General features: G+C 32.4%; 18 protein-coding genes. 17 read left to right on the forward strand and 1 reads right to left on the reverse strand.

What is annotated here, in order from left to right:
• The first annotated feature begins 8 nt into the window (after positions 1–8).
• From nspC to ACZ5VL_RS02765, 8 genes are all read left to right on the forward strand, one after another.
• Entirely contained in the window at positions 9–1,163 is a 1,155-nt protein-coding gene (gene nspC, locus ACZ5VL_RS02730) for a carboxynorspermidine decarboxylase (RefSeq protein ID WP_464199677.1), read from the forward strand.
• 279 nt (positions 1,164–1,442) lie between these two features.
• Positions 1,443–2,153 (forward strand): TorD/DmsD family molecular chaperone, encoded by a 711-nt coding sequence (locus ACZ5VL_RS02735; protein ID WP_464199679.1) that lies wholly within the window; start codon positions 1,443–1,445, stop codon positions 2,151–2,153.
• The gene (locus ACZ5VL_RS02740) at positions 2,140–2,322 is read left to right on the forward strand and encodes a twin-arginine translocation signal domain-containing protein (protein WP_464199680.1); all 183 of its coding nucleotides are present in this window, start codon (positions 2,140–2,142) and stop codon (positions 2,320–2,322) included. The genes ACZ5VL_RS02735 and ACZ5VL_RS02740 overlap by 14 nt, the downstream gene beginning before the upstream one ends.
• A 20-nt stretch (positions 2,323–2,342) precedes the next feature.
• Entirely contained in the window at positions 2,343–5,144 is a 2,802-nt protein-coding gene (locus ACZ5VL_RS02745) for a molybdopterin-dependent oxidoreductase (protein ID WP_464199682.1), read from the forward strand.
• Positions 5,145–5,154: 10 nt separating this feature from the next.
• A complete protein-coding gene (gene fdh3B / locus ACZ5VL_RS02750) occupies positions 5,155–5,751 on the forward strand; it encodes a formate dehydrogenase FDH3 subunit beta (RefSeq protein ID WP_464199684.1) in 597 nt (198 codons plus the stop codon).
• A gap of 69 nt (positions 5,752–5,820) precedes the next feature.
• The gene (locus ACZ5VL_RS02755; protein WP_464199686.1) at positions 5,821–6,762 is read left to right on the forward strand and encodes a formate dehydrogenase subunit gamma; all 942 of its coding nucleotides are present in this window, start codon (positions 5,821–5,823) and stop codon (positions 6,760–6,762) included.
• A 9-nt stretch (positions 6,763–6,771) separates the two neighbouring features.
• Positions 6,772–7,554 carry a formate dehydrogenase accessory sulfurtransferase FdhD gene (fdhD, locus tag ACZ5VL_RS02760; protein ID WP_464199688.1) on the forward strand — a complete coding sequence of 261 codons (783 nt, stop codon included), beginning with the start codon at positions 6,772–6,774 and terminating at the stop codon, positions 7,552–7,554.
• Positions 7,547–8,263, forward strand: a complete 717-nt coding sequence (locus ACZ5VL_RS02765; RefSeq protein ID WP_464199690.1) for a winged helix-turn-helix domain-containing protein — start codon at positions 7,547–7,549, stop codon at positions 8,261–8,263. Before fdhD ends, ACZ5VL_RS02765 begins: the two co-directional genes overlap by 8 nt.
• Positions 8,264–8,283: 20 nt before the next feature.
• On the opposite strand, the gene ACZ5VL_RS02770 is transcribed toward ACZ5VL_RS02765, so the two are convergent.
• Positions 8,284–9,123 (reverse strand): biotin synthase, encoded by an 840-nt coding sequence (locus ACZ5VL_RS02770; RefSeq protein WP_464199692.1) that lies wholly within the window; start codon positions 9,121–9,123, stop codon positions 8,284–8,286.
• A gap of 148 nt (positions 9,124–9,271) precedes the next feature.
• Between ACZ5VL_RS02770 and ACZ5VL_RS02775 the strand changes: the two genes are divergently transcribed.
• From ACZ5VL_RS02775 to gyrA, 9 genes are all read left to right on the forward strand, one after another.
• The gene (locus ACZ5VL_RS02775) at positions 9,272–10,765 is read left to right on the forward strand and encodes a C69 family dipeptidase (RefSeq protein WP_464199694.1); all 1,494 of its coding nucleotides are present in this window, start codon (positions 9,272–9,274) and stop codon (positions 10,763–10,765) included.
• Positions 10,766–10,825: 60 nt separating this feature from the next.
• A complete protein-coding gene (locus tag ACZ5VL_RS02780; RefSeq protein ID WP_464199696.1) occupies positions 10,826–12,937 on the forward strand; it encodes an AMP-binding protein in 2,112 nt (703 codons plus the stop codon).
• Between the two features lie 184 nt (positions 12,938–13,121).
• Complete coding sequence (locus tag ACZ5VL_RS02785) at positions 13,122–15,059, forward strand: BCCT family transporter (RefSeq protein ID WP_464199698.1); 1,938 nt, start codon at positions 13,122–13,124, stop codon at positions 15,057–15,059.
• A 60-nt stretch (positions 15,060–15,119) separates the two neighbouring features.
• Positions 15,120–15,806 (forward strand): SIMPL domain-containing protein, encoded by a 687-nt coding sequence (locus ACZ5VL_RS02790; RefSeq protein WP_464199700.1) that lies wholly within the window; start codon positions 15,120–15,122, stop codon positions 15,804–15,806.
• A 64-nt stretch (positions 15,807–15,870) separates the two neighbouring features.
• Complete coding sequence (gene lepA, locus ACZ5VL_RS02795) at positions 15,871–17,661, forward strand: translation elongation factor 4 (protein WP_464199702.1); 1,791 nt, start codon at positions 15,871–15,873, stop codon at positions 17,659–17,661.
• Between the two features lie 223 nt (positions 17,662–17,884).
• The gene (locus ACZ5VL_RS02800) at positions 17,885–18,607 is read left to right on the forward strand and encodes a hypothetical protein (RefSeq protein WP_464199704.1); all 723 of its coding nucleotides are present in this window, start codon (positions 17,885–17,887) and stop codon (positions 18,605–18,607) included.
• Positions 18,608–18,618: 11 nt separating this feature from the next.
• Positions 18,619–19,167 carry a YajG family lipoprotein gene (locus ACZ5VL_RS02805; RefSeq protein ID WP_464199706.1) on the forward strand — a complete coding sequence of 183 codons (549 nt, stop codon included), beginning with the start codon at positions 18,619–18,621 and terminating at the stop codon, positions 19,165–19,167.
• On the forward strand, positions 19,164–19,736 hold the full coding sequence (locus tag ACZ5VL_RS02810; RefSeq protein WP_464199708.1) for a ComF family protein: 573 nt from the start codon (positions 19,164–19,166) through the stop codon (positions 19,734–19,736). Before ACZ5VL_RS02805 ends, ACZ5VL_RS02810 begins: the two co-directional genes overlap by 4 nt.
• 102 nt (positions 19,737–19,838) lie before the next feature.
• On the forward strand, positions 19,839–22,430 hold the full coding sequence (gene gyrA / locus ACZ5VL_RS02815) for a DNA gyrase subunit A (protein WP_464199710.1): 2,592 nt from the start codon (positions 19,839–19,841) through the stop codon (positions 22,428–22,430).
• The last annotated feature ends 38 nt before the right edge of the window (positions 22,431–22,468 follow it).

Genomic DNA, 22,468 nt, shown 5'->3' on the forward strand with positions numbered 1-22,468 from the left:
GGCTCAAAATGACTATAAATGAGATAAGAACCCCAGCTTATGTATGCGAAGAAGAAAAACTTATATCAAATTTAAAGCTTTTAAATGAAATATCTACCAAAAGTGGTGCGAAAGTGCTTTGCGCATTAAAAGGTTTTGCATTTTCCCTAGCAATGCCTTATATTGATAAATATCTAAATGGTGTTACTTGTAGTGGATTACACGAAGCAAAATACGCACAAGAGTTTATAAAAAATGGCGAGATACACACCTACTCTCCAGCTTTTAAAGATGAAGACTTTGATGAAATTATAAAAATTTCAAACCATATTGTTTTTAATAGCTTTAACCAAGTAACTAAATTTAAAACAAAAGCTTTAAAAAATTCCCTTCACTTGGCCATAAGAATAAATCCTGAAACTTCATTTTCACCAACAGATAGTTACAATCCTTGCTCAAAATACAGCCGTCTTGGTATGACAAAAGCAAATTTGCTTTTAGCTTTACAAAAAGATAACTCATTTTTAGATGGCATAGAAGGACTACATTTTCACGCACTTTGCGAAGAAAGTAGTGAAAGCTTAGAGATAGTTTTAAATGAATTTGAAGAAAAATTTGACGAGTTTATAAGAAAGATGAAATTTATAAACTTTGGTGGTGGTCATCACATCACAAGAAAAGATTACAATATAGAGCTTCTAATAAATTTAATAACTAAATTTAAGCAAAAATACGGCGTAGAAGTTTACTTAGAGCCTGGCGAAGCTGTCGGCTGGCAAACAGGATATCTTGTAACTAGTGTACTTGATATCGTACAAAATGAAGCAAATATCGCTATCCTTGATACATCTGCTGAAGCCCACATGCCAGATACTGTGATAATGCCTTACAGACCTGCCATTAGAAACGAAAGCAAAAATGGTGAATATGTGTATAGATTTGGCGGAAATACATGCCTTTCTGGAGATATTGTAGGACAGGATGCAGGAGATAGCGAATATAAATTTGATAAACCTCTGAATATAGGCGATAAAGTTATATTTGAAGATCAAATTCACTACACTATCGTTAAAAATACTACATTTAATGGAATAAAACTTCCTGATTTGCATCTAATAAACAAAAATGGTGATATTTTATCGTCTAAAATTTTCGGTTATGAAGAGTATAAAAATAGAAATTAAATTTAAAATAATCTTAAAAAAATCTTCTAATTTTATAAGATTTAGCTAAGCTTTATAAATTTAAGCTTTGGTAGAGTATATTAAATTTAAAAATTTATCATTTTTTTATATTTTTGCAATTCCCTGCTTATACTTATGAAATGGTGCTTACCAAAATATTCTAAAACTGCATATTTAAGCTAGTTTTAATAATTTAAATTAGAAATTTTTGTCTATATCTAATTAAACAAAAATATTGTAAATTCTGAATATTATAGAATAAATATAGAAAGGCAAAAATTGGAAAACTTAAATTTAGCAAGAGGACTTTACTACTCACTATTTTCAAAACTTTTTGTTTTTACAAATAAAGAAGATAGATTTGATGGTATTAAAGAAAAACTTCTTCTAATTTGCCAAAACCCAATTGATAAGTCTAGTTTGCACGCTGCAAATAGAATTTTGCATAGCTTTGATCAAAGTAACTATGAAAAAGTTATATCTGAGTATGATAATATTTTTCATACTCCTCCAAGACCTCTTAGAACTACAATCAGTTACTTTGACGAGGGCAGAGAAATAGGTGATGCTTGTGTAAAAATAAAAAGAATATTAGCACAAACAGATATTAGAAGAGATAAAGACAAATTCAAGGAGAGTGAAGACAGTTTTGGTTTTATTTTTACTTTAATGGGATATATGATATCTCAAAATATACAAAATGGTGGTAAATTTGAGAATCTTTGTGAAGAGCTTTTTGTAAATTATATAAACCCATTTATAGATGAGTTTATAAATTCTATAATGAAACATCCAAAAGCGTCGATATATAAAGATATAGCACTAATAATGTCTGATTTTATAGAGTTTGAAAGAGTGTATTTTGTACAAAGCAAGCCAGATACACAAAAACACAAACAAGTTAGCAATGATTTATCAAAATCTGAAATGATACGAAGAGAAGCAAATAAGGCTAGGAGAGATAAGGAGAAAGAAAATGAAAGAAAATAGACGTGAGTTTTTAAAAAACGCGGCTATGGTAGCTAGTGGTGTTGCAGTAGCAAGTATTCCTGCTGCAGCCGTTAAGGTTGAGGATATTAAAAAAAATAGCGGTAAAAAAACCGAGATTTTATATCAAAAAAATCCCACATGGGAATTTTATTATAAACAAGCAAAATAACATAGAAGAAAGGTAAAATTATGTCAATAAGTCATAGCAAGATAGGTCGTAGATCTTTTCTTAAAATGGCAGCACTTTCTGGTAGTGTCGGCTTAGGTTCTTTAAGCTTAGCTGATGTCACAAGAGATGCCACACAAGAAGAGATGAAAAACCCATTTCCAAACTCAAAACTTGTAAAATCAATATGTACAGCATGTTCTGTTGGATGTGGAGTTATCGCAGAAGTTCAAGATGGTGTTTGGGTAAGACAAGAAGTAGCGCAAGACCATCCAGTAAGTGCTGGTGGACACTGCTGTAAAGGAGCAGATATGGTAGATATGGTTCGCTCCGCTGTTCGTTTAAAATACCCTATGGAAAAAGTTAACGGGGAATGGAAGAGAATCAGTTACCAAGAAGCTTTCGATAAAATAGGTGCAAAGCTTAAAGAGTTAAGAGAGAAAAATCCAGAACAAGCAATGTTTCTAGGCTCTGCAAAAACTAGTAATGAGCAAGCGTATTATATACGTAAATTTGCAGCATTTTATGGAACAAACAATATAGATCATCAAGCTAGAATTTGACATAGTGCAACAGTCGCCGGTGTGGCGAATACTTGGGGTTATGGCGCTATGACAAATCATCTTGGAGATATCCAAAAAAGCAAAGCTATAATAATATTTGGAGCAAACCCGGCAGTAAACCATCCTGTTGGTTTTAGACACTTTTTGCTTGCGAAACAAAAAGGTGCGAAAATAATAGTTGTAGATCCTAGATTTACACATACTGCCGCAAAAGCGGATTATTACGCACAAATTAGACCAGGAACAGATATAGCATTTATATATGGTATGCTTCACATTATTTTCAAAAATGGTTGGGAAGATAAAGAGTATATAAGAAAAAGAACATACGGTATAGAAGCCGTTATGGAAGAAGCTAAAAAATGGACTCCAGACATTGTTGAGGACGTAACAAGCGTAAAAAAAGAAGTTTTAGAAGAGATTACTAAAGTTTATGCTCAAAATAGACCAGGTACGCTTATTTGGGCTATGGGTCTAACTCAGCATACAATAGGAACATCTAATACAAGAATGGCTCCAATATTGCAATTAGTTCTTGGAAATATTGGTGTTGAAGGAGGCGGAACAAATATCTTAAGAGGACATGATAATGTTCAAGGTGCTTCTGATATGGGATGTTTAAGCGAAAATTTACCAGGATATTATGATCTAATAGAATCTTCTTGGAAATGGTTTAGCAAACAATGGGGTGTGTCTCACGAATGGATGAAAAGCCGCTTTATAAATGAAGACATGATGTATAAAAAGGGCTTTACCCTAGCTAGATGGTGGGCTGGCGTATTAAACGGCAAAAATGGAAATGATCCAATAGACAATGCAGGAACTAGCTTAAAAGCACTAGTTGTACTTGGAAATGGTATAACTTCGACCGCACAACAAATGAAAGTCAAAGAAGGGCTTGATAATCTTGACTTATTGGTTTTAGCCGACCCATTTGTAAATGAAGCTGGTATTATAACCGATAAAAAAGATAATATCTTCCTACTTCCAACAGCAACACAATTTGAAACATCTGGTTCAGTTGTTGCAACAAATAGAAGCGGACAATGGAGATATCAAGTTGTTGAACCTCTTTACGAATCAAAACCAGACCATGAAATTTTGTTTGAACTTGCAAAAAGAATCGGTTTTTACGATGAATATACAAAAACTATAAGAGATGATAAAGGCAACATCCAGTGGCCAGAAGCCGCAACAAGAGAGATAGCAAATACTCTTAAAAGTATTGGATATACAGGTTGGACACCAGAAAGACTTAAAAAACATACGGATAATTGGGATAAATTTGATCCAATAACCCTAATGGGTAGTGGCGAAGTAGCTGGGGAATATTATGGTCTTCCATGGCCATGTTGGACAGAAAAACATCCAGGTAGCCCTAATTTATATAATATAAATATTCCTGTAAGTAAAGGCGGTATGGGATTTAGAGCTAGATTTGGACATATTAGAGATGGCAAAAATCTACTTGCAGAAGAAGGTTCAGCTCCTGTTAATTCTAGCATAAATGGTGGATATAACCAAATCACCAAAGAAAATATAGAAGAAGTTTTAGGCATCAAATTAAGTGAAGAAGAAAAAGCTCAAATGGGTAATAGCTGGTCAACAGACGCTAGCAACATAATAGCTGAAAAATGTATAGAAAAAGAAATAGCTCCTTATGGCAACGCTAAAGCTAGAATTATTGCATGGAATTTTATTGATCAAATTCCATTACACAGAGAACCGCTTCACTCACCAAGACAAGATCTAGTAGAAAAATATCCAACTTTTGAAGACCAAGAAAATCAATATAGAGTATTTACTAGATTTAAATCAATTCAATCTGCCAAAAACTATAGTAAAGAATTTCCTGTAAATTTAATAACAGCTAGACTTGTAAATTTAAATGGTGCAGGTATGGAAAATAGAGCTAGTATATATCTTTCAAGAATTACCCCTGAGATGTTTTGTGATATAAATCCAGCTCTTGCAGATAAATACGGTATAAAAGATGGCTCTATGATGAAAATTTATAGCCCAGAAGGTACATGGATAAAAGTAAAAGCTAGATTTACACATTCAGTAAACGAACAAAGCATATTCTTGCCTTTCCACTTTACTGGAATTATGCAAGGTGTTGATATGACCAAAAACTTCCCTGCTGGGACTGCACCTTATTCAAGTGGTGAGAGTGCAAATACTGTTACAAACTATGGATATGACATAGCGTGTCAAATTCCAGAAACAAAAGGCGGTTTATGCCGCATAGAAAAAGCTTAAGGAGTAACCCATGTCATCAACTATAAGAATGAAATTTTTATGTGATTTAGATAGATGTATAGATTGTAGTGGTTGCTCAGTTGCTTGCGATGATGCACATGAGCTTCCACTTGGCATTAGAAGAAGAAGGGTTATAACTTTAAACGAAGGAATTCCAGGTAAAGAAGTATCAAGCACAATTGCTTGCATGCACTGTTCTGATGCACCTTGTGCTCAAGTTTGTCCAGTTGATTGTTTTTATGTTAGAGAAGATGCTATTGTTCTTCACGATAAAGATATCTGCATAGGTTGCGGATATTGCCTATACGCATGTCCATTTGGTGCTCCACAATTTCCAAAAAGTGGTATTTTTGGGACAAAAGGGTCAATGGATAAATGTACAATGTGCGCAGGTGGTCCAAAACCTACAAACTCAGAAGAAGAAAGACATTTATATGGACAAAATAGAATTTCCGAAGGAAAAGTTCCTGTTTGTGCCGCGATGTGTTCTACAAAAGCCCTACTAGTTGGCAACAGTGAAGATGTTGATGCAATATATAGAGCTAGAGTTATGGAACGCAAAAGTGTGCATGGAGAATTAGGTACACCTAAAGAAAATATTTTTTAAACTAAGTGTGCTATAATAAATAAAAATTGTTATAGCACAATGTATTATATAAGACTAAAGGAAATTCTCATGAAAAAATTACTTTTCTTGTTAGGTTTTGCGTGTTTCGCATTTGGAAATGATTTTTTAAAAAAACTTCAACATGATAGTTCAGTTTGGGCAGAAGATCGCATAAAAAATATAGATAGTTACTATGATGGTTTTGCGCCGTTTTTTGTTAATTGGCAAAGTAATGGTTACTTTTCTTGGCTAGCTGCTGGTGCAATTATAGTAGTAATTTTAGCTTTTGTTGGGCATTATGCAATAGTTGGTCCAAAAATATTTTCACACCATCATGGCAAAGTTTACGCATTTAATGCTATAGAAAGAATTGTGCATCTTCTTGCTGCTGTTGCTTGGGTTATACTTGTACCAACAGGTCTTATTATAATGTTTGGCGATGCTTTTGGCGGAGGTTTTTTTGTAAGACTTTGTAAAAATCTTCATGGTCTTGCTACTATAATATTTGCCATATCTCTCATACCAATGTTTTTATTTTGGTTTGTAAGAATGCTACCTGCAACTTATGATTTAAGATGGATGTTTATGGTCGGTGGATATCTTTCAAAAAATAAACAACCAATTCCAGCTGGCAAATTTAATGCTGGTCAAAAAGCATGGTTTTGGGTTGCAACTGTTGGTGGGTTTTTTATGATACTAACAGGCGCTAGCATGTTTTACCTTGACTACAATATACCTGCTTTAAGAGAAAGTATGGGAATGAGTCAAATAGAAATTTTAAGACTATCAGCTACTGTGCATAATATTTTAGGCGCAGCTTGTGCTGTATTTTTATTAGTGCATATTTATATGGCTGTTTTTGCCATAAAAGGCTCTATACACTCTATAATAACAGGATATAAAGAAGAAGAAGAGGTTTATATACTTCATCATTATTGGTATCAAGAACTAGTTAGAAAAGGTAAAATTCAAAGATCAAGTTTTGAAAATCAATATACAAATTTAGCATAAGGAAGTATTATGGAGCCACTTTTTAGCACACAGATTACTAAATACAAAGGAGATGAAAGTTTTATTTGTGATGATGTTTTAGTTAGAGAAATAAAACTTGAAATTTTAGTAAATTATAAAAAAGTTGGCTCTGTTATGGCAACTCCAGTTGATCAAAAAGCACTAGCTGTTGGCTATTTGATGAGTGAGGATATTATTTCAAGCGTTAATGACATAAAAGATATTACAGAACTTGATGATGGTATGAAAATTTCTATAACTGCCAAAATAAATGAAAATAGCTTAAAAAGATTAAACGCCGAAGGTGTAGTTATAAGTGGATGCGGTAGAAGCAGTACTGCAAACATAGATCCAGATGCAATAAATGCTAAAATTATACAAAATGATATCAAATTTAGCAAACACATAGTACTTGATCAAATGAGCAAATTTTATACTCAATGTGAACTTTATGAAAAAACAGGCTGTGTTCACACTGCTAAACTTTTTGTAGATGAGAAAACCTTTTTTATAGGTGAAGATATAGCACAGCACAATACCATAGATAAGGCCATAGGTAAAGCTAGACTTGCGGGCGTTGATCTAAATAAAACTTTTTTAATGGTAAGCGGTAGACTAAGTTCAGAAATGGTAGCTAAAGCTGTAATGCACCAAATTCCACTTCTTGTATCAAGAACCGCACCAACTTGTCTTGGTGTTATGATAGCAAGAAAATTTAACCTAACATTATGTGGTTTTGCTAGAGGCGAAAACATAAATGTGTATAGCGCAGTAGAGAGAATCCATGCGTGAAAATATAGCTGAACTTATAAAAACATCTTTAAACAAAAACGGCAAACTAAACTGCGCGACTGCATTTAAAATAGCAACAAAAACAAAAAGTGAGCCAAAAGATGTTTCACAAGCGGCAGATGAACTAAATATCAGGATAGATAATTGTGATTTAGGTCAGTTTGGCCATCTAGAAATAGATGCTGGAGATTCACAAGTTTTTGAGAAATTAAAACCTTTTGTGGATGATAAAAATAGGATTTTGTGCAAAGATGCAAGATCTTGCGCTAGTGGAGTTAGTCTTAAAAAAGTTCGTTCGACATTAAAAGAATTTAAAGTTGATGTAAAATACTGTGAACTTGGGTGTTTTAAAGAAAAAAAAGGAAAAACTATGCAGATAAAAACAAAAATTTGGATAGAAAATCCCAAAGGTGAGTTACTTTTTGGCAAAGGAAAAACAGAAGTTCTAAATGTTATAGAACAAACTGGGAGTATAAAAAAAGCCGCCGAAATATTAGGCATGAATTACAAAAAATGCTGGAGTCATCTTAAAATTTTAGAAACAAATTTCAAAGACGAACTTTTTGAAACAAAACAAGGTGGTGGCGAGGATGCCGGAACAAGACTAAAGCCTAAGGCGTTTGAACTTATCCAAAACTATAGGCAACTTGAAAAAGACATAGAAGATTTTGCAAACAAAAGATTTAAAGAGCTCTTCTTAAAAAAATAGTCGTAGCAAAAGCTACAACATTAATGGCAAGTTTTTGCTATTTCATACCCGTAGCTTTTTATTTTTTCTACTTCTGTTGCTGGAGTGTTACCCTTTGCTATTAGATAATCTCCTAAAACTACGGCGTTTATACCACACTCAAAAAGAGCCTTTTGATTATCTCCAAACACTACTTCCCTGCCCCCTGCTATCATTAAACGTGAATCTGGAAGATATTTTTTAGCAAGCTTTACACATTCTAAAGCATCATTTCTACTCATTGTTGGTTGATTAATCTTAAGCCCTTTTGCATTTATATAAAAATTTATAGGAACGGTATGAGGTTTTATACTAGCAACTTGTTTTAAAAATTCATGTCTTTGATCATTGCTTTCCCCAAGTCCAAAAATTCCACCACTACAAATTCCTAGACCTACACTAGCAACATTTTCATTTGTTTCATATCTCTCATCCCATGTATGAGTTGTACAAATTTTAGGGAAATGACTTTTTGCTGTTTCTAAATTGTGATTATAACTTGCTACGCCATTTTTTTTAAGATAAGAAAGCGAGTCTTTATCTGCCCTACCACAACATGCTATAATGTGTAAAGATGGTACTTCCTTACTTATAATACTAGCAAGCGAAGCTATGTATTCGCATTTATTACTATCAAGCCCTCTTCCAGAAGTAACCAAACAAAATCCAAGAGCACCATGCGATCTAAGTAGTTTTGCCTCTTTTAAAACCTCATCCTTATCTTTATATTTATAAGTTTTTACTTCCAAATCATTATGGGCGCTTTGCATGCAATATCCACAGTCTTCGCCACAGTTTCCGCTACTTACATTTGAAATCGAACATAAAAATATATCTTTCATTATCAAACCTTTTTGTTTTTGATTTATTATGATACTTAAATAAACTAAATTTAAGACAAAATTTATTCTTGATTTTATATTAAATTTATAATCTAATATTATTTTTTTAGATATAATATAATAAATTTATTCTAAAAGGAAAGTAATCATGAAAAAGAAATTTTTTCTTGCGGGTTTAGTCTGCCTTGCCTTTATTGGCTCATCAGTTTTAGCTTGCACAACTATTCTTGTTGGAGAAGAAGCCTCAAATGACGGCTCTTTACTTGCTGCAAGAAGTGCTGACAGCAAGGCTGTAAAAGCCCAAGTTTTTTTAATTCACCCAAAACAAACTGGGCAAACAGGTTTTCATAGTTCAAAAGCTCACGATGGCGCAAATGATTTTAAATATCCACTTCCAGAAAATTCTATGCGCTATACAACTGTTGCAAATTCTCATACAAAACTTCACGGTGCAGTTGGATACAATGAAGCTGGTGTCGGCTTAAGTGGAACTGAGACAATATATGCAAAAGATGAGCTTTTAAAAATAGATCCTTATAATGAAGAAACTGGCATAACAGAAGATGACATACCAGATGTGTTGCTTCCTAGGATTAAAAGCGCTAAAGAAGGTGTATTACTTCTTGGAGATATAGTTGAAAAAATCGGTGCTGGAGAAGGTTTTGGCGTGATTTTCATAGACAAAGATGAAATTTGGTATTTTGAAACAGGTACCGGTCATCATTGGATAGCAAATAAACAACCTAAAGACAAATATTTTGCATCTGGAAATCAAGGAAGATTGCAAGATTATGATCCAAATAATAAAAATTTCTTAGCATCAAAAGGCTTAGTAGAATTTGCTATAAAAAATGGTACCTATAATCCAAAAAAAGACGGAAAATTTAACTTTACAAAAGCCTTTACAAGAGATGACGATAGAGATATAACATATAATTATCCAAGAGTTTGGTGGATTCAAAAGATGTTTAGTCCGTCTTTAAAACAAGACATCACAAAAGGCTCAGAATTCCCAGTTTACTTAAAACCTGACAAAAAATTAAGTGTAAAAGATCTAAAAGATGCTATGCGTTCACACTATGACGGCACAAAGCATGATCCTTATGTAAATCAAAACACAAAAGATGATATATATAGAGTTATAAGCGTATTTAGAACTTATGAATCTCATGTAATGCAAGTTAGGCCTTGGCTTCCTATGGAGATAGGTAGAGTTACTTATGTGGCACTTGGAATGGCTGATTTAAGTGTTTATTTGCCGTATTACTATGGTTTAGACGGTTTCATAGACGGATATGACAAAGGATCATATCAAGCTGATGATGAATCGATTTACTGGGTGTATAGAAAACTTCAAACTTTGGTTATGATGGATTATAACAAATACGCACCAATAGTAAAAGAAGCTTACAAAAATTTTGAAGATTCCCTAGATATTAGACAAGAAAAAATGGAAAAAGAATATGTCAATCTATATAAAACTGATAAAAATAAAGCTAATAAGCTTTTAAACGACTTTAGCAAACAAGCTATGATGGATGCCAAACTTTTGACCATGGATCTTACAAATAAAATCTTTACACTTCTTACAGAAGATACTGATGCAAAATGGAAACAGCTAAATAGAAACAAAAAAGACTAGGTTTTTATAGATTTTATCTTAAATTTATGTTAATATCCTTTGATAAAAAGGATATTAACAATGAAAACTTTATTTTTTTGGCTTTGTAATTTTTTTTATAATATTAAAATTTATGGCAAATTTGAAGCTAGAAAAAATGAATCTACCATTATTATTTCCAATCACCAATCTATTTTAGATGGTGCTCTTCTATGGGTCATATTGCCACAAAAGCCGCTTTTTGTTATAAATACAACTATGGCTAACAAAAAATTAGTTAAATTTTTTATAAATTTCTGCGATTATGTAACTATAGATCCACTAAATCCAATGTCACTAAAAAACGTCATACAAAACATTAATTCAACTTCAAGACCAGTTGTTATATTTCCAGAAGGTCGCGTTACAAATACAGGCTCACTTATGAAAATATACGGAGGAGCTGCATTTATAGCACAAAAAACTGGGGCGATCATACAACCAATGATTATAAACGGTAGCAAATTTACATATTTTTCAAGAATGCCTCATGCTTTTCCAAAACGTATTTTTACGCCTATTTCTATTACATATTTTGAGCCATTTAAAATAAAATTTGACGAGAATATATCAAACAAACTAAAAAGAGAAAAAGCCTCTCAGTTATTGCAAATAAAAATGCAGGAATTTTTATTTCGCTCACGTACAAGACGGGATATATTTGAAGAATTTTTGTATGCCAAAAAAACTTATGGCTCTAAATTCAAAATAGCCGAAGATATCAAAGGTATGTATTCTTATAAAGATATTTTAACCATGAGTATTATTTTAGGTAAAATTTGCATAAGACTAACTGCAAATGACAAAAGAATAGGTGTTATAATGCCAAATATCATTGCAACACTTGGATTAATTTTGGGACTTATCTCTAAAGGAAAAACTCCTACGATGTTAAATTTCACATCAGGTGTTTCAAATATCCAAAATGCCATAGTGGCTACAAATTTAAACTATATAATTACCTCTAGAGCATTCTTACAAAATGCAAAACTACAAAATAAAATTGATAGTTTGAAAAAAGTTCAAATCCTTTACATAGAAGATTTTAAGCAAAAAATAACTCTTTTTGATAAATTATGGCTTATAGTTTTTGAGAAAAATTTCTTTCATTTAACATATAAAGCCAAAAATCCAAATGAAGAGGCTGTTGTGCTTTTTACATCAGGAAGTGAAGGAAAACCAAAAGGAGTTAGCCTTAGCCATAATGCACTTTTAGCAAATATATATCAAATAACATCGATCATAGATGTTACAAATGAGGATAAAATGCTAAATGCGCTACCTCTTTTTCACTCATTTGGATTAAATGTAGGTGGATTTTTACCACTACTAAGCGGAGTTAAGCTTTTTTTATATGTTTCGCCGCTTCACTATAAGATAATGCCCGAAATTTCATACGATACAAATGCAACTATACTTATAGCTACAAATACATTTTTGCTAAATTATGCAAAAAAGGCTCATGTTTACGACTTTTATACCATAAGATTAGCTATATGTGGCGCAGAAAAATTATCCCAAAACACCAAAAAACTTTGGTTTGAAAAATTTGGCTTACGAATTTTTGAAGGCTATGGGGCAACAGAAACTGCTCCAATAATCTCAGTTAACACACCCCTTGCATATAAAAGTGGTTCTGTTGGCAGGGTTTTACCAGCTTTAGATGTAAAGCTTGAAAAAATTGAAGGCATCAGCGATGGTGGAGTATTGTGTGTAAAAGGCGAAAATGTAATGAGTGGCTATCTAAAAGCAACAAATCCAGGAATTATTGATAAACAAAACGGATGGTACAATACAGGCGATATAGCTAGAATTGATGAAGATAGATTTTTATATATCATAGGTAGACTAAAACGATTTGCAAAAATTGCAGGAGAAATGGTATCACTGCAAGAGAGTGAAAAATTAGCAAAAAGCACATCTCCAGACTTTATTCATGCTATAATTAGTGTAAAAGATGATAAAAAAGGTGAAGCTTTAGTTCTTTTTACAACAGATGAAAATCTAAACAGAAGCAAGCTTTTAACTAGCGCAAAACAAAATGGTACAAGTGAGCTTTGCATACCAAAAAAAGTTATATTTACCAAGGAAATACCACTTTTAAGTACAGGTAAAACAGACTATGTATCTTTACAAGAAAACTATAAAGAATAACTTAAAAATATACTTTCGCTATTTTATATAATTTTATAAATTTAAAGCAAATTATATATAGAAATAAAAAATAGCTTAAATCCCAGAATGGCATTATTTAAGCAAACAAAATAACAATATAATTTTAATATTATTTAAAAAAATGTTGTAGTATATTAACACACTCAAATATTAAAGGAGAAAAATGACTTTAAAATTAGAAAGAAAATTTAATCCTCCAGTTTTTTACACATCTGTACTTGTTATATCTCTTATCATCGCCGTAACGATGATTTTTCCAAAATTTACACTTGAGAAGTTAAAATTTGCCCAAAACTATTTAACTGTAAATTTTGGTTGGTTTTATGTTTTAAGCATGACTATCATATTTTTTGTTGTAGTATTTTTAGGTATTTCAAATTTTGGAAAAATAAAACTCGGACCAGATCATTCTAAACCTAATTATACAAACGGTTCATGGTTTGCGATGCTTTTTGCAGCTGGAATGGGCATAGGACTTATGTTTTTTGGTGTAGGTGAACCTTTAATGCACTATCTTGCTCCTCCAAGCGGTGATCCTAGAACAATTGAAGCCGCAAAGAAAGCTATGAATATTACATTTTTTCACTGGGGGTTAAATGCTTGGGCTGTTTATGGTATAGTTGCCATTATACTTGCATTTTTTGCTTATAGACATAATCTTCCTTTAACTCTGCGCTCAGCTTTTTATCCAATAATCGGCAATAAAATTTATGGTAAATTTGGTGACGCTATTGATGTATTTGCTGTACTTGCAACACTTTTTGGTGTTACAACATCTCTTGGACTTGGAGTTTTACAAGTAAACTCCGGCTTTAATTATCTTTTTGGTATGCCAATAAGCTCTTTTTCTCAAGTTTTGCTCATCACTGCCATAACAATAGGAGTTACCCTTTCAGCAACAAGCGGCATAGATAAGGGCATAAAGCTACTTAGCAATACAAATATGATATTAGCTGTGATATTTGTGATTTTCATACTAGTTTTGGGCGAAACTAGTACACTTTTTAAATCTTTGATCGAAAATACTGGCATTTATTTATCATCTTTTATAGGAGATACTTTTAATCTTTACGCTTATGAAAAGAAAAATGATAGTTGGATAGGTGGGTGGACGATACTTTATTGGACTTGGTGGATATCTTGGTCGCCATTTGTTGGGCTTTTTATAGCTAAAATATCAAGAGGTCGAACGATAAGAGAATTTGTGATTGGTGTTTTATTTGTGCCAGCCGGTTTTACTCTTATTTGGATGACTGTTTTTGGAAATAGTGCTATAAATTTAGTAAATAGTGGTTTCGAACAACTTGCAACTATGGTTAATAAAGATATTTCACTTGCTTTATTTATATTTTTAGAGCAATTTCCGCTTACATTTGTTTCAGCTTTTATAGCAGTTTTAATGATAATACTTTTTTTCATTACTTCTGCTGATTCAGCTTCAATGGTTATAGATATGCTTTGTTCAAAAGGAGAAGACAAGACTCCAAAATGGCAAAAAATATTTTGGTGTACTTTAACTGGTATTTTGGCTGCAGTTTTACTATATACTGGAGGACTTGATGCACTTCAAACCATGACAATCATTTCGGCACTTCCCTTCACTCTTGCAATTCTAGGTTCTATTTATGGGCTTTTAAAAGCTTTAAAGATAGATTCTGAGAAAAAATATACTCAAAACATAGCAAATTTGCCTACAACTATAGGAAGCACTAAAAGTTGGCAAGAAAGACTCCAAGCCATTATAGATACTCCAAATAAAAATGAAGCAAAAGATTTCTTAGCTGAAGTTGTAGAGCCAGCATTAAATGAAATCCGTGATGTATTTAGTAAAAACTCTCTAGATGTTAAAGTACATAAAAATGAAAGTAAAATTTCGCTTGAAGTTAACCTACAAGATGAACAAAATTTTCTTTATGGCGTTCAACTTATAGAGAAAAACTCACCTGCTTACGCAATGAATGATAGCTACTACAGAGCTGAGGTGTTTTTAAAAGAAGGTGGTCAAGATTATGACATTATTGGATGGAGCAAAGCATCTGTTATAAATGATGTTATAGAGCAATACCGCCGTCATATGCACTTTTTACATAAAACAAGGTAGCATTTATGATAAATTTATCTTATTGTGTGATAATGCACAAAAACTATTAAAGGTAACAAAATGAAGTTAAAATTTATAGCTTTACTTATAGCAATATCTCAAATTTTTGCTATTGCAAATGATACAACAAGCGAAAAAAGTATTGTTGTATATGGAGATAGTCGTATTAAAGTTGAGCCGGATATGGCTATAGTTGATTTTATAATTTCATCAAGAGCTAACACACCTCAAGATGCAAAGGAAAAAAATAGCAAACTTTCTAGTAAAGTAAAAAAGATAATAAATAAAGATGACATACAAAAACAAAATATAAAAATCAAAAATAATGCCATAACACCACAAGATATCTATAATAAAGATGGCAAGATAGAAACAACATTTTATTTAGCATCTCAAAATATAGAAATTATACTTACTGATATATCTAAAGAAAGTGAATTTTTAAATGAACTCACTAAAATAGGCATAGAAGATATATCTACAAAATATAAAAAATCTAAAATGCAAGAACAAGTTGATTTAGCAATAAAAGAAGCTATAAATTCTGCTGTATTAAAAGCTAAAAATATGGCACAAAGCACTAATGCCACATTAGGAGATATTTTAGAAATAGAAGAAATACAAACAAGTCCTTCTTATGGATCTTACAGAATGACAGCGTTTGGTGGCGCTGAGCAAGATCTAAATGGAAGTGATGGGGTTATAGATATAAGCGCTAAAATTAGAATTAAATTTGCTATAAAATAATTTAATTAAAATAGTAGCTAAATTTCGCTAAAATTGATTCTTAAAAGTAAAATTTAGGAATTTCATGAAAAACATAAGAAATTTTAGCATTATAGCTCATATAGATCATGGCAAAAGCACACTCGCAGATAGAATCATAAGCGAGTGTGGAGCTGTGAATGATAGACAAATGAGCGCTCAGCTCATGGATACAATGGATATAGAAAAAGAGCGTGGAATAACTATAAAAGCTCAATCTGTTCGACTTACATACAAATATAAAAACGAAGAATATATTTTAAATCTAATAGATACTCCAGGACATGTTGACTTTAGCTATGAAGTTTCACGCTCACTAGCAAGTTGCGAAGGTGCACTGCTTGTAGTTGATGCAGCTCAAGGCGTACAAGCTCAAACTATAGCAAATGTTTATATCGCTCTTGAAAATAATCTTGAGATCATACCAGTTTTAAACAAAATAGATCTTCCAGCTGCCGAACCTATACGCGTAAAAGAAGAAATAGAACATATCATAGGACTTGATTGCTCCAATGCGCTTGAAGTTAGTGCAAAAACAGGTATTGGAATAAAAGATCTAATTAAATCTATAATTGAGCGCATACCAGCTCCAAATACTAATGACGAAGCACCGCTTAAAGCTCTTATTTATGACAGCTGGTTTGATAGCTATTTAGGCGCTCTAGCTCTTGTTAGAGTTTATGATGGTGTTATCAAAAAAGGTGATGAAGTTTATGTCATGGGAACTAATAAAAAACATGAAGTTTTAGATCTTATGTTCCCTCACCCACTCTCTCCTGTAAAAACAAAAGAAATTAAAAGTGGTGAAGTTGGAATTGTGATTTTGGGACTAAAAAATGTTAGCGATGTAAGTGTTGGAGACACCATAACTCTAGCAAAAAACAAAGCAAGTCGTGCAATAAGTGGTTTTCAAAAAGCAAAACCTTTTGTTTTTGCAGGAATTTACCCGATAGAAACAGATAAATTTGAAGATTTACGCGACGCACTAGATAAACTTAAGCTAAATGATAGTTCTATCAGCTATGAACCTGAGACGTCCATTGCGCTTGGTTTTGGTTTTCGTGTAGGATTTTTAGGACTACTTCATATGGAAGTTATAAAAGAAAGATTAGAGCGAGAGTTTGGACTTGACTTAATAGCTACTGCGCCAACAGTAACATATGAAATTTATAAAACAGATGGAAGCACTCTAAAGATGGAAAATCCAAGCAATATGCCTCCAGTAAATGAGATAGAGAGCATAACAGAGCCCTATGTAAAAGCTACTATCATAACTCCAAGTGAATTTTTAGGTAACCTTATCACACTTTTAAATTCGCGCCGTGGAATACAAGCTAAAATGGACTATATCACGCCAAGTCGCGTTTTGCTTGAATATGAGATACCAACAAATGAAATAATCATGGATTTTTATGACAAACTAAAATCCCAAACAAAAGGTTATGCTAGTTTTGATTATGAGCCAATTGATTATAGGGTTGGAAATTTGGTAAAACTTGATATAAAAGTTGCTGGAGAGACAGTAGATGCACTTTCTATAATTGTGCCAAATGAAAAAGCTTTAGCAAAAGGAAGAGACCTTGTAAAAGCTATGAAAGAAATAGTCCCAAGACAACTTTTTGAAGTGGCCATTCAAGCAAGTATAGGCAATAAAATCATAGCAAGAGAAACTGTTAAATCAATGGGTAAAAATGTAACCGCAAAATGCTATGGTGGTGACATCACGCGTAAAAGAAAGCTTCTTGAAAAACAAAAAGAAGGTAAAAAACGCATGAAAGCTATCGGAAAAGTTGCACTTCCTCAAGAAGCATTTTTAACTGTGCTAAAGATAGACTAAAAAATGATGAGCCAACAAAAGAGCAAAAGAAAAGCTAATAATAGTATTACAAATTTGATAAATAAAATTTAGACAGAAACAAAAGCTCAATAGTTGTTCTAATAGACTAGATAGATGCAGGTAACTACGGGCTTGACAAAAAAACATAAGTGAACTTAGAAAAATTTATATATTATTTTAAAAAATATATGTTAAAATCTCATTGATCGTAAAAGGATAAAACATGAAAAGTTATTTAATGCTATTTTTTATACTGTTTTTTACAGCTTGTTCAAGCACAATGCAAACAAGTGGCAGTGGATACAATATAAACGGAACATCTGATGAGAAAAAAATAGACTCAAATTCTTTTAAAAATTTTAAAGAGGTTATGAGAATAAAACCAAAATGTGAACCTTGCGGCAATGGTAGTGGTAGTAGCGTAAATTTAAACGGCATCGAATATAGTAGCGATATATCGCTTAGTTGTTGTAGAGATGTGCGCAAAATAGACACTGGCATAGCCATAAAAAAGGTTTACATCCATAGAGTTGCAGACCTAAGAGAAGATCAAAAGATAGTTCGTATTCAAGGTAAAGATAAACAATTTCAAGATATGCATATAAGTAAAAGAGCTGATTATATGTTTTATCTAATACTAAAACAAGAATTAAGAGAGCGTGGTATAATAGTACTTGAGGAAAGAACAAGTCCTTATGTAATGAAGCTTGATTTTGACTTTTTAGCCCTGCAAAGTTATTATTCTCCAAAAGCTGAGCATTTAGCTTCAAACTTGGAAGGATTTTTAATGCTAAAAGACATAAACAAAACAAAAAGGTATAAAATTTTTACAACTCAAGATGTAAGAAAACTAGATACCAATGATCCAGATGATATTGGAGTTTATATAGATTTATTAATTAGACAAGCGGCAAATAAAGTCGCTGAAGAAGTTTCGAAATTTTAAAGGATAATTACATGAAAAAAATCTTTACTTTTGCTTTGTTTTTGCTATTTTTTGTAGGATGTTCTCAAAAGGGAACTGTTATGATTTTGCAACCTTATACAAACTCGGGTAATCAAAACAAGATAAATAAAGAAATTTATATTTCCCAAATCAATGACGTTAGAAAAAATAAAGGTGTTATCGCAACAATACTAGATTCTAAAGGAAGCACCAAAGAGTACGTTATGCTACAAAACAATCTTGCTGGATGGGTTGATTCTTCTTTGCGTTCAGAACTTGCAAGCAGGGGTGCAAATTTATCATCAAATGGCACAAGAATAGAAGTTGATATAGTTAGTTTAAATGCTACATTGCAAGGCTATGCAAAAGATAATCTAAAAGCTGTTGCAAAATTTGAAATTCGAATTTATAAAGATGATGGAACAACTATAACAAAACAAGTTTCACAATCTCAAAGCAAATTTGCACCTATTCATACTGGTGGCGCTTTTGATCCATTTATATGGGAACTTCTAAGAGATCTTGTAGCAAAAGCAGCAAATCAAATTTTGATTCAATGAGATGTATAAACTGCGAAAAATTTAGCTTCTCATATTTTTGCAATGATTGCAAAAGACTACTAAGCGAATGCACTCTACACAAGAGAATAATAGATCTTGATTTAGATGTGTATTCGTTTTATTTTTACAGCGAAATAAAAAAATTAATCCACTCAAAACATAAATTTTATGGTTCTTTTATATATTCTAGGCTAGCTAAATTTAGTTTTCATAAATTTGGCTTAAATTTCTCATATCCTCAAACCATAAATGCCATAGCTTTAGATGATAGCTTAGAGGGGGATTACTCGCAAGTTGCTATTTTACTAAAAGCACTAAAAAGCAAGAATATTAAGCCAATTTATGAAGTACTAAAAGCTACATCTAAAGTGAAATATAGTGGTAAAAGCTTAGCTTACAGACAAAATCACAAAAGAAACTATGTTTTAAAAAAAGATGTCAAACTCCCAGTAATTTTAGTAGATGATATCATAACAACAGGAGAGAGTATGAGACAAGCAAGAGAAGTGCTTACAAAAAATGGCGTAGAAGTTCTTTTTGGCTTAACACTTGCAAACGCGGAATTTTAGGTAATTTATACAAATTACACAACCCATAAAACGGTAAGTTAATATTTAGCAACTTTTTATTAAATTTTAGATAAAATCTATTGTTTAATTACAAGGATAAATATGGAAAACAATATTTTTGATGAAAATCAAGATATAACGATTGTAGATGTAGAAGATTCAGTAAAAGATAGTTATCTTACATACTCAATGAGCGTTATTGTTGGACGCGCTTTGCCAGATGCAAGAGACGGCTTAAAACCAGTTCATAGAAGAATTTTATATGCTATGAATGACCTTGGTGTAAGTAGCAGAAGCCCTTACAAAAAATCGGCTCGTATTGTGGGTGATGTTATTGGTAAATACCATCCACATGGCGATACTGCTGTTTATGATGCACTTGTTAGAATGGCTCAGGATTTTTCTATGAGAGTTCCAGCAGTTGATGGACAGGGAAACTTTGGTTCACTTGATGGCGATAGTGCTGCAGCAATGCGTTATACTGAAGCTAGAATGACAGTTTTAGCAGAAGAGCTACTAAGAGATATAGACAAAGACACAGTTGATTTTACGCCAAATTATGATGATAGCATGGTTGAGCCTGCGGTTTTACCTGCTAGAGTTCCAAATTTACTTTTGAATGGAAGTAGTGGTATTGCTGTTGGTATGGCTACAAACATACCACCGCACAGTCTTGATGAGCTAGTTGATGGTCTGCTTATGCTGCTTGAAAACAAAAATACAACACTTGAAGAGCTAATGAGTGTTATCAAAGGACCGGATTTTCCAACTGGTGGAATAATATTTGGTAAAAAAGGCATAATAGAAGCTTACAAAACTGGTCGTGGGCGCATAAAATTAAGAGCAAAAACTCACATAGAAAAGAAACAAAATAAAGATATCATTGTTGTTGATGAAATTCCTTACCAAGTAAACAAAGCAAGACTTCACGAACAAATCGCAAATTTAGCAAAAGACAAACAAATAGAAGGCATTAGCGAAGTTAGAGATGAAAGCGATAGAGATGGTGTTAGACTTGTAATAGAACTAAAACGCGATGCCATGAGCGAAATAGTTCTAAATAATCTTTTCAAATCAACAACTATGGAAGTTACATTTGGCGTTATCATGCTAGCTATCGATAACAAACAACCAAAAATTTTCAATCTTATAGAACTTCTGGATTTATTTTTAAAGCACAGAAAAACTATAATCATAAGAAGAACAATTTTTGAACTTCAAAAAGCAAGAGCAAGAGCGCACATCTTAGAAGGTCTTAAAATAGCGCTTGATAATATTGATGATGTTATAGAACTTATAAAAAACAGCGAAGATACTCCATCTGCAAGAAATTCTTTGATGGAAAAATTTGGTCTTAGCGAGCTTCAAGCAAATGCTATTTTAGATATGAAACTAAGCAAATTAACAGGACTTGAGCGAGAAAAACTTGATAATGAACTAAAAGAGCTTTTAGCTGAAATTTCGAGACTTGAAGCTATTTTAAAAAGCGAAGATCTTATAGAAAATATAATAAAAGAAGAATTACTAGAGATAAAATCTAAATTTAAATGTCCTAGAATCACTGAAATAGTTGATGATTATGATGATATAGATATAGAAGATCTTATACCTAATGAAAATATGGTTGTAACCATAACCTACAGAGGATACATAAAACGCGTTCCAAGCAAAACCTATGAGAAACAAAAACGCGGTGGCAAGGGCAAAATTGCCATAACAACGTATGATGATGACTTCATAGAAAGCTTCTTTATCTGTGATATGCACGATACTCTCATGTTTGTAACTGATCGCGGACAACTTTACTGGCTAAAAGTTTATAAAATTCCAGAAGGTACTAGAACAGCCAAAGGAAAAGCTGTAGTAAATTTAGTTCAACTTGAACAAGATGAGAAAATCATGGCTATCATTCCAACAACGGACTTTGATGATAGTAAATCTTTAGCATTTTTCACAAAAAATGGTATAGTAAAAAGAACAAATTTAAGCGAGTTTAAAAACATAAGAAGTGTTGGTATAAAAGCAATTAATCTTGATGATCACGATGAACTTGTAACTGCAATAATTGTAGAAAATGACGATACTATATTTAATCTAGAGGCACAAAATAATAACGAAGAAGACATAGAAATTGAAAATATAGATATTCAGTCTGATGATGAAAATTTTGAAGTTGAAAATTCTAGTGGCAAAAAACTTTTAATAGTAACCCAAAAAGGTATGTGTATTAAATTTAATGTAAGCGATACTAGAGAAATAGGTAGAGCAAGCAGAGGTGTTACTGGTATAAGATTTAAAGAAAAAGACGATAAAGTAGTTGGCGCACAAGTTATAGAACATGATGAAGAAGAAATTTTAAGCGTATCTGCTAAAGGTATCGGCAAACGCACAACAGCTGATGAATACAGGCTTCAAAAACGCGGTGGCAAGGGCGTAATTTGTATGAAATTAACACAAAAAACTGGCGATTTAATTGGTATAATTATAGTTGATGAAAGTATGGATCTTATGGCTCTTACATCAAGCGGAAAAATGATAAGAGTAGATATGCAAACAATCAGAAAAGCTGGACGCAATACAAGTGGTGTTAAGATTTTAGATGTAGATGGAGATGATGTTGTAAGTATAGCTAGATGCCCAAAACAAGAAGAAGATGATGGCGAAGAAGCTGAAGATACGGGATTGTTGGAATAAATTTTGCTTGTGTGATTTTATCAAAAAAAGAGGTAAAA

The organism is Campylobacter sp. GTC17093, assembly GCF_055397635.1.

Coding starts and splice junctions, on each gene's coding strand:
- nspC (WP_464199677.1), top strand. CDS start 9: ATGACTATAAATGAGATAAGAACCCCAGCTTATGTATGCGAAGAAGAA.
- ACZ5VL_RS02740 (WP_464199680.1), top strand. CDS start 2,140: ATGAAAGAAAATAGACGTGAGTTTTTAAAAAACGCGGCTATGGTAGCT.
- fdh3B (WP_464199684.1), top strand. CDS start 5,155: ATGTCATCAACTATAAGAATGAAATTTTTATGTGATTTAGATAGATGT.
- ACZ5VL_RS02755 (WP_464199686.1), top strand. CDS start 5,821: ATGAAAAAATTACTTTTCTTGTTAGGTTTTGCGTGTTTCGCATTTGGA.
- fdhD (WP_464199688.1), top strand. CDS start 6,772: ATGGAGCCACTTTTTAGCACACAGATTACTAAATACAAAGGAGATGAA.
- ACZ5VL_RS02765 (WP_464199690.1), top strand. CDS start 7,547: ATGCGTGAAAATATAGCTGAACTTATAAAAACATCTTTAAACAAAAAC.
- ACZ5VL_RS02770 (WP_464199692.1), bottom strand. CDS start 9,123: ATGAAAGATATATTTTTATGTTCGATTTCAAATGTAAGTAGCGGAAAC.
- ACZ5VL_RS02775 (WP_464199694.1), top strand. CDS start 9,272: ATGAAAAAGAAATTTTTTCTTGCGGGTTTAGTCTGCCTTGCCTTTATT.
- ACZ5VL_RS02780 (WP_464199696.1), top strand. CDS start 10,826: ATGAAAACTTTATTTTTTTGGCTTTGTAATTTTTTTTATAATATTAAA.
- ACZ5VL_RS02785 (WP_464199698.1), top strand. CDS start 13,122: ATGACTTTAAAATTAGAAAGAAAATTTAATCCTCCAGTTTTTTACACA.
- ACZ5VL_RS02790 (WP_464199700.1), top strand. CDS start 15,120: ATGAAGTTAAAATTTATAGCTTTACTTATAGCAATATCTCAAATTTTT.
- lepA (WP_464199702.1), top strand. CDS start 15,871: ATGAAAAACATAAGAAATTTTAGCATTATAGCTCATATAGATCATGGC.
- ACZ5VL_RS02800 (WP_464199704.1), top strand. CDS start 17,885: ATGAAAAGTTATTTAATGCTATTTTTTATACTGTTTTTTACAGCTTGT.
- ACZ5VL_RS02805 (WP_464199706.1), top strand. CDS start 18,619: ATGAAAAAAATCTTTACTTTTGCTTTGTTTTTGCTATTTTTTGTAGGA.
- ACZ5VL_RS02810 (WP_464199708.1), top strand. CDS start 19,164: ATGAGATGTATAAACTGCGAAAAATTTAGCTTCTCATATTTTTGCAAT.
- gyrA (WP_464199710.1), top strand. CDS start 19,839: ATGGAAAACAATATTTTTGATGAAAATCAAGATATAACGATTGTAGAT.